Origin of the sequence: Methylobacterium oxalidis (genome assembly GCF_007992195.1) — a bacterium.
Lineage (GTDB): Bacteria > Pseudomonadota > Alphaproteobacteria > Rhizobiales > Beijerinckiaceae > Methylobacterium > Methylobacterium oxalidis.
Map to the genome: position 1 here is coordinate 16936 of NZ_BJZU01000046.1, position 11430 is coordinate 28365.

10 protein-coding genes are annotated in these 11430 nt (G+C 72.0%); 7 read left to right on the forward strand and 3 right to left on the reverse strand.

Features of this window, described 5'->3' with window-relative positions; translation table 11 throughout:
* Positions 1–3 precede the first annotated feature (3 nt).
* Positions 4–1026, reverse strand: a complete 1023-nt coding sequence (locus MOX02_RS12460) for an alpha/beta fold hydrolase (protein WP_147026115.1) — start codon at positions 1024–1026, stop codon at positions 4–6.
* 217 nt (positions 1027–1243) lie between these two features.
* Here MOX02_RS12460 and MOX02_RS12465 point away from each other — a divergent pair, with 217 nt between their 5' ends.
* Together MOX02_RS12465 and MOX02_RS12470 are read left to right on the forward strand one after the other, a co-directional pair.
* Positions 1244–2569: an MFS transporter gene (locus tag MOX02_RS12465; RefSeq protein WP_238178849.1), complete on the forward strand. Its 1326-nt coding sequence runs from the start codon at positions 1244–1246 to the stop codon at positions 2567–2569.
* Positions 2570–2632: 63 nt separating this feature from the next.
* On the forward strand, positions 2633–3430 hold the full coding sequence (locus MOX02_RS12470) for an SDR family NAD(P)-dependent oxidoreductase (RefSeq protein WP_147026117.1): 798 nt from the start codon (positions 2633–2635) through the stop codon (positions 3428–3430).
* 94 nt (positions 3431–3524) lie between these two features.
* On the opposite strand, the gene MOX02_RS12475 is transcribed toward MOX02_RS12470, so the two are convergent.
* Positions 3525–3863 (reverse strand): SWIB/MDM2 domain-containing protein, encoded by a 339-nt coding sequence (locus MOX02_RS12475; protein WP_147026118.1) that lies wholly within the window; start codon positions 3861–3863, stop codon positions 3525–3527.
* 584 nt (positions 3864–4447) lie between these two features.
* On the opposite strand from MOX02_RS12475, the gene MOX02_RS12480 reads away from it, so the two are divergent.
* Positions 4448–4885: a PRC-barrel domain-containing protein gene (locus MOX02_RS12480; protein ID WP_147026119.1), complete on the forward strand. Its 438-nt coding sequence runs from the start codon at positions 4448–4450 to the stop codon at positions 4883–4885.
* A gap of 695 nt (positions 4886–5580) precedes the next feature.
* A complete protein-coding gene (locus tag MOX02_RS12485) occupies positions 5581–6555 on the forward strand; it encodes a PAS domain-containing protein (RefSeq protein ID WP_170267844.1) in 975 nt (324 codons plus the stop codon).
* 21 nt (positions 6556–6576) lie between these two features.
* On the opposite strand, the gene MOX02_RS12490 is transcribed toward MOX02_RS12485, so the two are convergent.
* Complete coding sequence (locus MOX02_RS12490) at positions 6577–6966, reverse strand: hypothetical protein (RefSeq protein ID WP_147026121.1); 390 nt, start codon at positions 6964–6966, stop codon at positions 6577–6579.
* Positions 6967–7265: 299 nt separating this feature from the next.
* Here MOX02_RS12490 and MOX02_RS12495 point away from each other — a divergent pair, with 299 nt between their 5' ends.
* From MOX02_RS12495 to MOX02_RS12505, 3 genes are all read left to right on the forward strand, one after another.
* The gene (locus MOX02_RS12495; RefSeq protein ID WP_244948435.1) at positions 7266–8030 is read left to right on the forward strand and encodes a PRC-barrel domain-containing protein; all 765 of its coding nucleotides are present in this window, start codon (positions 7266–7268) and stop codon (positions 8028–8030) included.
* Positions 8027–9379 carry an MFS transporter gene (locus MOX02_RS12500; RefSeq protein ID WP_147026122.1) on the forward strand — a complete coding sequence of 451 codons (1353 nt, stop codon included), beginning with the start codon at positions 8027–8029 and terminating at the stop codon, positions 9377–9379. The genes MOX02_RS12495 and MOX02_RS12500 overlap by 4 nt, the downstream gene beginning before the upstream one ends.
* A gap of 213 nt (positions 9380–9592) precedes the next feature.
* Positions 9593–11356 carry an ABC transporter ATP-binding protein gene (locus MOX02_RS12505; RefSeq protein ID WP_147026124.1) on the forward strand — a complete coding sequence of 588 codons (1764 nt, stop codon included), beginning with the start codon at positions 9593–9595 and terminating at the stop codon, positions 11354–11356.
* Positions 11357–11430: the final 74 nt, after the last annotated feature.

Genomic DNA, 11430 nt, shown 5'->3' on the forward strand with positions numbered 1-11430 from the left:
CCGTCAGTGGCTGTTGAGGAAGTCGAGGGCGAGCGCGTTGAAACGGTCCGTCGCTTCCATGTGGACGAGGTGGCCGACGCCCTCGATCACCTCGGCGCGCCCGTTCGCCATGCGGGCGGCGAGTGCCCGCGCGTGGCCGGCATTGTCGCCCATCTTCGCCTGCAGCTCCGGCGGGGCGAAGGGCTTGCCCGGCGCGTTGCGGTCGAGGCCGCCCATGACGAAGAGCGTCGGCGCCACCACGAGCGGGATCTCGTGGACCACCGGCTGGCCCCAGATCGCGACGTAGGAGTTCACGAAGGATTGCAGCCAGCGCGGGTACTCGCCCGATCCCTTCACCCGCTCGCGCAGCGACACGAAGGGCTCGATCGCCTCCGGCGGCAGGGTGAGGGCGTAGCTCGTGACGAGCTGCTTGCGGTAGGCGTCCGCCGTGAGCTCGCCCTCGCGCTTCAGGAGGACGGCGTTCGGCACCGGCGGCACGCTGAAGCGGTAATCCTCCAGCCCGATCGGGGCCTCGAGGACGAGGCTGTTGACCCGGGCCGGCGCGTTGCGGGCGAGCCGCACCGCGAGCATCCCGCCCATCGAGTGCGCCACGACGTCCACCCGCTCCAGCCCCAGCGCGTCGAGGAGCGCCACGGTGTCGGCGGCCATCGCGTCGAAGGTGAAGGGGCCGACGGGCTTCGAGGACTTGCCGAAGCCGAGCTGGTCGGGGGCGACCACCCGGTAGCCGGCGCCCGTGAGCGCGGTGATCACGGGCTGCCAGTAGCTCGACGGGAAATTGCGCCCGTGCAGGAGCACCACCGTGCGTCCGTTGGGCTGGCCGACCGGCGCCACGTCCATGTAGGCGAGCCGCTGCGCCTCGTGATCGCGCGAGAGCGGCAGGAAGCGCACCGGGTAGGGATAGGGGAAGCCCTCGAGCCCGATGCCCAGCGGCGCGTCGCCCGCAACCGGCTGCGCGCGGGCCGGCGGCGGCGCCAGGATCAGGGCCAGACCGGCGGCGAGACCGGCGATCAGGGCGGGGACACGCATGAGGACTCCCGGGCTGGCAGGGCGCGGCGCGCCGTCAGCGGGGTGACATAGGGCACTTGAGGCGATGCGGGCCGGGCGATATCCGCGGGCCTGAGGGAGCGTCCGACGCATGGCCCACCACGTGCCCGAGCAGGAGGCCGATCGCGGGGCCGGGACGGCGGGGCAGCTCCCGGCGCGGCCGCAGGACGGCCTGCCCCCGCGCGAGCGGCTGCTCGCCATGCTGGCGATCGGGCTCGCGATGACGCTCGCCGTCCTCGACGGGGCCATCGTCAACGTCGCCCTTCCGGTGATGGCGCGCGACCTCGCGGTCGGCGCGGGCGAGGCGATCTTCGTCGTCAACGCCTACCAGATCGCCGTGACGGCGACGCTGCTGCCGCTCGCCTCGCTCGGCGACAGCCTCGGCTACCGGCGGGTCTATCTCGGCGGCCTCGTCGTGTTCACGGCGGCCTCGGTGGCCTGCGCTCTCGCGCCGACCCTCCCCCTGCTGATCGCGGCGCGGATCGCGCAGGGGCTCGGTGCGGCGGGCATCATGAGCGTCAACATCGCGCTCGTGCGCTTCGTCTACCCCCACCGGATGATCGGGCGCGGCGTCGGCAACGTCGCCCTCGTGGTCGCGGTCGCCTCGGCCGCGGGGCCGACCGTCGCGGCCGCGATCCTCTCCGCCGCCTCCTGGCCGTGGTTGTTCCTCGTGAACCTGCCGGTGGGCCTCGTCGCCCTCCTGGTCGCCTCGCGGACGCTGCCCGCGACGCCGCGCAGCGGGGCGCGGCTCGACCGGCCGAGCGCGCTCCTCAACGCGCTCACCTTCGGCCTCCTCATCATCGGCATCGACGGGCTCGGCAGCGCCGAGGGGCGGCCCCTGGCCCTCGGCGCGATCGGGGCGGCGCTCGCGGTCGGCACGGTCTTCGTGCGCCGCCAGCTCCGGCTGCCGGCGCCCCTGCTGCCGGTCGACCTCCTGCGCATCCCCGCCTTCGCGCTCTCGATGGCGACCTCGATCGCGTCCTTCGCGAGCCAGATGGTGGCCTACATCGCTCTGCCCTTCTACTTCCAGGACGTGCTGCACCTCACGAGCACCGAGACGGGCTTCCTCCTGACGCCCTGGCCCATCGCCATCGCGGCGATGGCGCCGGTCTCCGGGCGGCTCGCCGACCGGTTCCCGCCGGGGCTGCTGGGCGGGCTCGGCCTCGCCCTGCTGGCCGCGGGCCTCGTGGCGGTCATCCTGCTCCCGGCCGCGCCGAGCGTGCCCGACATCGTGTGGCGGCTGACCCTCTGCGGGCTCGGCTTCGGGCTGTTCCAGGCGCCCAACAACAAGGTCATCATCACGAGCGCCCCGCGCGAGCGCAGCGGCGGCGCGAGCGGCATGCAGTCGACGGCGCGGCTCACCGGGCAGTCCCTCGGCGCGGCCCTCGTCGCCGTGCTGTTCGGGCTCGTCCACGGCGCCGAACCGGGGCGCGCCGTCGCCCTCGCGCTGTGGTCGGCGGTGGCGCTCGCCGCCGCGGGCGCGCTCGCGAGCGTGCTGCGGCGGCCTTCCGCGGGATCGGGTTGACGGGCACGCGAATCGCGCGATGTCCGGATCAGGCGGGGGCCTCATCGGAGACAGGGGAAACACATGGACTTGAATCTGACCGGGCGGACCGCCCTGGTGACGGGCTCGACCGGCGGCATCGGCTACGCCATCGCCCGCGAGCTCGCCGATCTCGGCGCGCGCGTCGGCATCAACGGACGCGGCGCGGAGCGGGTGGACGCCGCGATCTCCCGGCTCCGGGCCGAGACCAAGGCGGGCGAGCTCTTCGCGGTCCCCGGCGACGTCGCGACGGCGGCGGGCGTGGACGACCTCCTCGCCCGGCTGCCTGCGGTCGACATCCTCGTCAACAACACCGGGATCTTCGAGCCGAAGCCGTTCTTCGAGATCCCGGACGCGGACTGGCAGCGCTTCTTCGAGGTCAACGTGATGAGCGGGGTGCGCCTGTCGCGGGCCTACGCGCCGGGCATGGTCGAGCGCGGCTGGGGGCGCGTGGTCTTCATCTCCAGCGAGTCCGGGCTGAACATCCCCGTGGAGATGGTCCACTACGGCATGACGAAGACGGCCCAGCTCGCCATCGCCCGCGGCCTCGCCGAGACGGTCGCCGGCACCGGCGTCACCGTGAACAGCGTCCTGCCGGGCCCGACCCTCTCCGAGGGCGTGGCCGAGTTCATGAAGCAGATGGCGGGCGGGGCCGAGGACGCCGATCTCCACGCCATGGGCCGCCAGTTCGTGGCCGAGCACAGGCCGTCCTCCCTGATCCGGCGCCTGGCCGGCGTCGAGGAGGTGGCGGCGATGGTCGCCTACGTGTGCAGCCCGGCCGCGAGTGCCACGAGCGGCGCGGCGCTGCGCGTCGACGGCGGCCTGCTGCGCCACATCGGCTGAGGGGCGCGGCCTTCCGCCGGACGCGCTCGTTCCGGCGGCGTCGCGGCGGATCCGCCGAGGATCCGCTGCGACGGGGCCGTCCCGGCGGGTGGCTTCAGGACTTCAGGTGGGCGGCGAGATGCTTGTTCATCTCGAACATGGTGCACTTGTCCTTGCCGAAGACCTTCTTCAGCTTGTCGTCGGCGAGGATCTCGCGCTTGTTCTGCGGGTTTTGCAGGTTGTTCTTCTTGATGTAGTCCCAAACCTTACTCACCACCTCGCCGCGCGGCAGCGGGCTGGTGCCGACGATCGCGCCGAGCTCGGCCGAGGGCTTCAGGGGCTGCTGAAGGGCGTTGGGCTTGGTGGCACCGCCGGCCTTGGGAGCGGCAGCCTTCGCCTTGGGGGCGGCGGCCTTCGCCTTGGGCGCAGCCTTGGTCTCCGTCTTCGTCGCCATGGGTTTCCTCCGATGCTCGCGCCTTGAGCGCGGACGCGTGTCGGCCCCGAGGGACGGGGCGCATAGCTGCAACAACTAAGCGGTGCTGCGACCGTTCCAAGGGGAAACTGTCGTTGTCCCCGGCCTCATCCACAGGTCTGGCGGATGCTGATCCATCCCCCTGCGATTCACCCGAATGCAATAAACCATCCTGATCTCGGAAATCTTGGCGCGCAAGCAACTGTACTTCCGCCGCCGGCCCTGCCCGGCGGCGGCGGGCGAGCGGAAGCGTACGGATCGCCGATCCGCTTGCCCCGCAACGACTTAGAGGCGTCCGGGCGGCACGCGGGGGGCCCCTTCGCGCCCTGCGGAAGGCCCTCCGCCATCCGGCGACCGCGCGGGCCGCCGCGCCAGAGCCCTCCGCGCGGCCGTGGCGGAGCCCGGCGCCGGCGGGCGCGGCGCCCGCCCGAAGGAGGCTCGGAAAAAATCTGCCGCGACCGATCCCAGGGAGGCGGTGGGCCGAGAGCCGGACGCCGGAGCGCGGCGGGAACCGCCCCGGCGGGCAGGACTTTCCCTCGATCGATATCCCCAGACAGGATCAGCCCATGCCGACGGACTTGCCCACCGAGCGGAGCTTCCGGAAGCCGGGATCCCTCGAACTCGACCCCTCGGCCGAGGGCGTGCCCATCGACGAGACGCGGCGCCTGATCGCCTCGAACAAGGTCGAGGGCACGGCCGTGTACGACCCCTCGGGCGAGCATCTCGGCGTGGTCCACAACTTCATGGTCGACAAGGTCTCCGGCCAGGTCGCCTACGCCGTGCTGGCCTTTGGCGGTTTCCTCGGCCTCGGCGAGAGCCACTACCCCCTGCCCTGGCGCGCGCTCTCCTACAGCGTGGATCTCGGCGGCTACGTGGTCGACCTCGACCGCGACACCCTGGCCGGCGCGCCGAGCCACGGGCCGGGCGAGGACGCCTTCGCCGATCCGGCCTACGGCGGGCGCCTCGACGACTATTACGGCGGCCGGCTCGCCCCCACGGCCTGATTCCGCCTCCGATCCTTCCCGGCTCCATCGCGCGTCCGCAGCCCCACGGCGGGGCCGCGGGCGCTCGCGCGTGACTGCGCGACTGCGCGACTGCGCGACTGCGTATCCTAGGCGCCGGCCTTGTGGAGGGAGGCGCGTCCGGACGGTCACCGCATCGCAAGCATCTCCCTGCCTCGCCAAAGATCAATTTGCAGTTGCATAGGTATTGAATTTTAGAAACCTAGAGACACGGCTCGAACGCGCAGCCGTCAGCCTGAAGAGATATGGTCTTCACGCGGGAACACCTACGGTAAAATACCGCAACCGACGTTTTTCCTTGAACACCCCGGTTTTTTGTGTAGCTGTCTTCAAGTACGGGCAGCAACTGAACAGTTTTTGCCATCTGACCACCAATTTTATCAATAACAGTCTTGGTAAGCATCAAGATGAGCATAAATTGTTCAGAAGTAATGTTTGACGAAGCCGGCGCGGATCTTACCATGCCTGCCCACCGAGCCGCCCGGCCCCGGGGCGATGCCGCCTTGGCCGTCCGAGGGCGAGAGCCCGGAGGCGGGCTGGTGCGCCCGGCTCGGCCTTGAGGCTTCTCCGGACCGAGGCCCACCGTGGCGAACAGTGAACAGCCGCTGCAACTGATCCCCGAACGTTCTTCGATGAGTCCTCCGTCTCTCGCGTTCTCCTCGCGCGAATTCCTCCGCATGGTCGAGTCGTTCGCCCTGTCCGGAAACTGGGGCTGGAACTTCGCCCGGAAGGAGTATGTCTGGTCTTCGGGCCTCTACAGGTTGTTCGGCATCGAGGACGGCTCGATCCGGCCCGATTACGAGCTGTTCCGCAGCCTGATCCACCCCGAGGACCGGACGATCGTGGAGGATGCGAGCCAGATCCTCAACGAGGGCATCCTGAGCGACCACACCTTCCGCATCATCCGCCCGGACGGGACCATGCGCGTGGTGCTCAGCCGCGGCGACGTCTACTTCACGCCGGAGGGCCGGCCGGCCGGCGCCGCCGGGGTCGTGCTGGACGTCACGGGCGAGCAGCGGGTGTCCCTGGCGATCCGCGCGCAGAACGAGCGTCAGCGCGCCATCTTCGAGCACGGCATGATCGTCGCCTGGGTCTTCACGGCGGACGGCGAGGTGCTGCACGCCCCCGGCTGGTGCGAGCTGACCGGCCTCGCGCCCGAGGACCTGCAGCGGAACTGGCACCTGCCGATCGTGGCCGAGGAGCGCGCCGAGGTCCTCCGCCAGCACGCGCTGCTGCGCGAGCGGCGGCAGCCCTACACGCTGGACTTCACGGCGCAGGTGGCCCGCGGCGGCCGCACCACCTTCCGCACCCTCGTCGTGCCGGTCCTGTCCGGCACCGACACGATCCGGGAATGGGCCGGCCTCACCTTCCCGCCCACCGCCACCCTCGGCGAGGCGGCGGTGGAGGTCGGGGCCGACCTGCACCATCAGATCCGCGGCTCCCATCTCCGGGCGGCGCGGGGCCTGCTCGACTGGACGCTCGCGGACCTCGCCAACGCCAGCAAGCTCTCGCTCTCGACGATCCGACGCCTGGAGGAGGATGCGGACGGGCCGCTCGCCCGCAGCCGGTTCGCCGCCGTGGATGCGCTCCGGCAGGCGGGCGTGGGCTTCCGCCTCATGGAGGGCAGCATCGCCGTCGCGCAGATCCGCTGACGGCGTACCGGGAGGCTCCCGTCAGAAGCGGCCGCCGAGGCCGACGCCGCCGCTCGCGCTGAGTGCGGGCGCCATGCCGCCGGAGCTGGAACCGCCCTCGGCTCCGCCCTCCAGCTCGTCCCGCCGGATGCGGCGGGGCCCGGCATCCGCGGCCCGCGCCTCGCCGCGGGCGTTCTTCGGCAGGTCGAGGCGGCGCGTCGGCGCGGTCTGGAGGGGGGCGCCGTCGGCGTCCATCGTGGCGGTGCGAACCTCGCGGTTCGGCAGGCCGCTGCGCATGGAGGGGGGCGGGCCGACCTCGCTGGCGGGCATCACGCCGCCGCCGCCGCCGAGCGCTTGGCAGCCCGAGAGCGCGGCGAGGAGGAGCGCCGCGGCGCAGGCTCGGGACGGCAGGGACCTCGACGGGAGAGACATGGTCTGATCCTCTCTGGGCCGCCTTGAACACACGGCCTTTTGTTCTGATCGGCGCCTCTGTACGACGAGGTTTTGGCGAAAACCAGACTTGGCCGCGGGCGCGACCCTCGTGGAGGCCGGGCCGTCCCCGCGAAGACACACCGGCCCGGAACTTGCGCGCCGCACCCGGCCCTCCGCCCCGGATCCACAACTTCGCCTTGGTCGGCGGGCAGAGAGCCCGGGCCCGCGCCCAGCGGAACCCGCCCGAACAGCCGCGGTTGTGCCCGGAGCCGGTGCGACCACTTCATCGAGGAAGCCGCGTGTTCAGACCTTTCCGGATCCTCGCGAGCGCGACGATCGTCCTGTGGGCCGCCGGTGCGGCGGCGGAGACCGCGCCCGCGGGCGGCGACCAGGCCCCGAGCCCGGCTCCCGCGAGCCCGCCGGCTGCGAGCCCGCCGGCCGCGGTACCCGTCGCGCCCGGCCCGGCGCAGCCCGCGCCTGTCCCGGCTCCGCCCGCCGCGCCTCCGCCCGCCGCGCCTCCGCCTGCCGCGCCCCCACCGGCCGCGACGGCGCCCGTGCCGCAGCAGGGCACGCCCGCGACCGTCCTCGACACGCAGGATTACGAGGGTGTCCTCGGCAAGGGCGTGCGCGCCGCCAACGGCGACGAACTCGGCCGCATCATCGACGTGATCATCGACAAGGAGGGCCGCCCGCGCGCCGCGATCATCGATTTCGGCGGCTTCCTCGGCGTCGGCTCGCGCAAGATCGCCGTGGACTGGCGCTCGCTGCGCTTCTCCCCCGAGGGCAAGGCCGGGCGGGTGGTGCTCCAGCTCAGCCGCAACCAAGTCCGCGTCTCGCCCGAGTACAAGGCCGGCGAGCCGATCGTCGTCCTCGGCCCCGCGAGCCCCGGCGGGCCGGCCCCGGAGGCCGAGCCGGCCGGCGCGGCCCCGCAGCCCGCCGCTCCGGCCGCCGCGCCCGCCGTGCCGCCCGCCGCCCCTCAGGGGCTGCCCGCCGGCTCGGCCCCGCCCTCGGCCGCCTCCCCCGCCCCCGCCGACAAGCCGCCCGAGAAGGCGCCCGATCGATGACGGCACCCCGCCCGAAGGGCCGGCGTGCAGCACCGCCACGGGACCGCCATGTTCCGAGACCCGATTACCGAGCCCGCCCGGTGCGGCTGAGCGAGCTGAGCGTAGAGGGGGCGCCGGACGTGATGCCCGATCCCGTCCCCGCCCAGCAGTCGCTCTCGCGCGCGAGCCGCCGGGGGCTCGACGCCTTCGCCTTCTTCGTCGCGAACCTGCAGACCGGCTTCGGGCCCTTCCTCGCCGTCTACTTCACGCAGGCCAAGTGGACGCAGGCCGATATCGGCTTCGCGCTCACGGTCGGCAGCCTCGTCAGCCTGCTCGGTCAGGTGCCGGGCGGAGCCTTCGTGGACGTGGCCCGCTCCAAGCGCTTCGCGGCGGGGCTCTCGGTCATCGCGATCTCGGGCAGCGCCTTCGCGCTCGCCATGTGGCCGAGCTTCCTCATCGTTCTCCTCGCCATGGCGGCCCACTCGGCGGCGAGCTGCGTGCTGACGCCGGCCATCGCCGCGATCAGCATCGGCCTCGTCGGCCATGCCCGGGCCGGCGAGCGCCTGGGGCGCAACGCCAGCTTCCAGGCGATCGGCAACGCCCTGGCCGCGGCCGGGATGGGCGCCTGCGGCTACTACCTCTCGAACGACGCGGTCTTCTACCTGACTGCCGCCCTCGTCGTGCCGACCCTGTTCGCCCTCTCCTTCATCCGGGCCGACGAGATCGTGCACGACGCGCCCCCGCCGCCCCCCGGCGCGGGCGCTTCGGAGGGCGGCGGCGGCCTGCGCACGCTCCTGACGAACCGCGCGCTCCTGTGCTTCGCCGCCTGCATGACCCTGTTCTTCCTGGCCAACGCCGCCATGCTGCCGCTGGTCGGCAGCGTGCTGACGCTGCGCACGAGCGAGACCGCCACCGCCCTCATCGCCGCCTGCATCATGGTCCCGCAGGCGGTGCTGGCGGTCTGCGCGCCGGCCCTCGGGCGCGCCGCCGAGCGCTGGGGCCGCCGGCCGATCCTGCTCCTCGGCTTCGCCGCCCTGCCCCTGCGCGGCCTGCTCTTCGCCTACACCGAGAGCCCGTTCCTGCTCGTCGCGATCCAGGTGCTGGACGGCGTCTCGGCGGCGGTGCTCGGCGTAATGGTGCCCCTCGTCGTCTCGGACGCGACCCGGGGCACGGGCCGGTTCAACCTCGCCCTCGGGGCGGTCGGCACCGCGATGGGGATCGGGGCGGCGCTCTCGACCTCGCTCGCCGGGCTGATGGCCGACCGCTTCGGCAGCCACACCGCCTTCCTCGGCCTCGCCGTCGTCGGCCTCGTCGCCTTCGGCCTCGTCGCCCTCATCATGCCCGAGACGCGGCGGGCGCCGCGGTCATGAGGCGCCGAGAAGCGTACGCTCGCAGAGGGCCCGGAAACGGGTGCCGCTCAACTGGCGTTCAGGTTCGATGAATAAAACGGGCCGCGAGGGCGGGCGCTTGCAACGTATGGCGACGCTTTTGCGTTGCCGCCTCGGGTACGATTCTCGCGTGCGCCTCATCGAACCCCTTTCTCGCCGTCCCGCCGGTCCGCTGAAATCGAGATGACCATCGCGATGGAAGACCTCTGTCAATACGCCGATCGTCCCTGGGCCTTCGTCGGGCGCTACCTCAGGCGCCGCGCGGTCCCCCACATCGTGATCCTCGTCGCGGTGCTCGGCGCCGTCGGCTTCTCCGTCTCGACGGACTACGCGCTCAAGGGCGTGGTGGACGCGCTGAGCAAGGGGCCGCAGGCCGGGCTGATCTGGGGGGCGCTCGCCGTCCTCGTCGCCTTCATCGCCGCCGACAACATGCTCTGGCGCGTGGCGAGCCTCGTCGGCTCCTTCACCTTCGTGGGCGTGACCGGCGACATCCGCCGCGACCTGTTCCGGCACATGACCGGCCACTCGCCCTCCTTCTTCGCCGACCGGCAGCCGGGCACGCTGGCCTCGCGCATCACCGCGACCTCGAACGCGATCTTCACGGTCGAGAACATGTTCGTGTTCAACGTGATGCCGCCCTGCGTCGCGGCCATCGGCTCGCTCGTCTACATCGCCACCGTCAACGTCACCATGGCGCTGGTGCTCGCCGGGATCTTCGGCAGCGTCGTGGTACTGATGTTCAAGATGGCGGCGGCCGGCAAGCCGCTCCACCACGACTTCGCCGCCAAGGCCGCGAGCGTCGACGGCGAGATGGTCGACCTCGTCGGCAACATGCCGCTGGTGCGCGCCTTCTCGGCCTTCAAGCGCGAGTTCAAGCGCTTCGACGGCACGATCGGCGTCGAGATGCGCTCGCGCCGCTCCTCGCTGCTCTACCTCGAGAAGCTGCGCATCGTGCACGCGATCCTGACCGTGCTCGCCGTGCTCGGCCTGCTCTACTGGGCGATCACCATGTGGGAGGCGGGCCAGGCGACGAACGGGCAGGTGGTGCTCGTCTGCACGCTGGGCATCCGCATCCTCGCCGCGACCCGCGACCTCGCGGTGGCCCTCGTCGACGCGACCCAGCACACCGCCCGCCTGTCGGAGGCCCTGCACACCCTGCTGCAGCCGCACGACCTGATCGACCATCCCGAGGCGGTGCCGCTCACCGGCCACGCCGCCAAGATCGACTTCCAGCACGTCGCCTTCGACTACCCGGACGGCCGCACCGTGTTCTCGGATTTCGACCTCGCCATCGAGCCGGGCCAGCGCATCGGCCTCGTCGGCAAGTCGGGCGGCGGCAAGTCGACCCTGTTCTCGCTGCTGCAGCGCTTCTACGACGTGAAGGGCGGGCAGATCCTGATCAACGGGCAGGACATCAACCGCGTCACGCAGGAATCCCTGCGCGAGGCGATCACGGTGGTGCCTCAGGACGTCTCGATGTTCCACCGCTCCCTGCGGGAGAACATCCGCTACGGCCGGCCCGAGGCCACCGACGAGGAGGTCTGGAAGGCCGCCGAGGCCGCCCACTGCACCGACTTCATCAACGCCCTGCCCGAGGGCTTCGACACGATCGTCGGCGACCGCGGCGTGAAGCTCTCCGGCGGCCAGCGCCAGCGCATCGCCATCGCCCGCGCGATCCTGAAGGACTCGCCGATCCTGCTCCTCGACGAGGCGACCTCGGCCCTCGACGCGGAATCCGAGGAGGCGATCCGCCACGCGCTCGCCAACCTCATGAAGGGCCGCTCCGTCATCGCCATCGCGCACCGGCTCTCGACCCTGAAGGACTTCGACCGGATCGTGGTGCTGGAGGGCGGCCGCATCGTGCAGGACGGCTCGCCGGACAAGTTGACCCATCTCGACGGCTTCTACCGCGAGCTGATGAAGAAGGAATCGCTCTCGATGGCGCTCGCCGCCGCCTGAGAGCGGGCCGCCCATCAGGTCTCCCCGGAAGCGTCCCACCCCTCGCCCGGTCGGCCGGCGCCGACTCAGACCTT

Excerpts from the sequence above, each read along its gene's own strand:
- MOX02_RS12480 (WP_147026119.1), top strand. The coding sequence starts at position 4,448 with ATGCCGACGGACTTGCCCACCGAGCGGAGCTTCCGGAAGCCGGGATCC.
- MOX02_RS12500 (WP_147026122.1), top strand. The coding sequence starts at position 8,027 with ATGACGGCACCCCGCCCGAAGGGCCGGCGTGCAGCACCGCCACGGGAC.
- MOX02_RS12490 (WP_147026121.1), bottom strand. The coding sequence starts at position 6,966 with ATGTCTCTCCCGTCGAGGTCCCTGCCGTCCCGAGCCTGCGCCGCGGCG.
- MOX02_RS12485 (WP_170267844.1), top strand. The coding sequence starts at position 5,581 with ATGGTCGAGTCGTTCGCCCTGTCCGGAAACTGGGGCTGGAACTTCGCC.
- MOX02_RS12460 (WP_147026115.1), bottom strand. The coding sequence starts at position 1,026 with ATGCGTGTCCCCGCCCTGATCGCCGGTCTCGCCGCCGGTCTGGCCCTG.
- MOX02_RS12475 (WP_147026118.1), bottom strand. The coding sequence starts at position 3,863 with ATGGCGACGAAGACGGAGACCAAGGCTGCGCCCAAGGCGAAGGCCGCC.
- MOX02_RS12505 (WP_147026124.1), top strand. The coding sequence starts at position 9,593 with ATGGAAGACCTCTGTCAATACGCCGATCGTCCCTGGGCCTTCGTCGGG.
- MOX02_RS12470 (WP_147026117.1), top strand. The coding sequence starts at position 2,633 with ATGGACTTGAATCTGACCGGGCGGACCGCCCTGGTGACGGGCTCGACC.
- MOX02_RS12465 (WP_238178849.1), top strand. The coding sequence starts at position 1,244 with ATGCTGGCGATCGGGCTCGCGATGACGCTCGCCGTCCTCGACGGGGCC.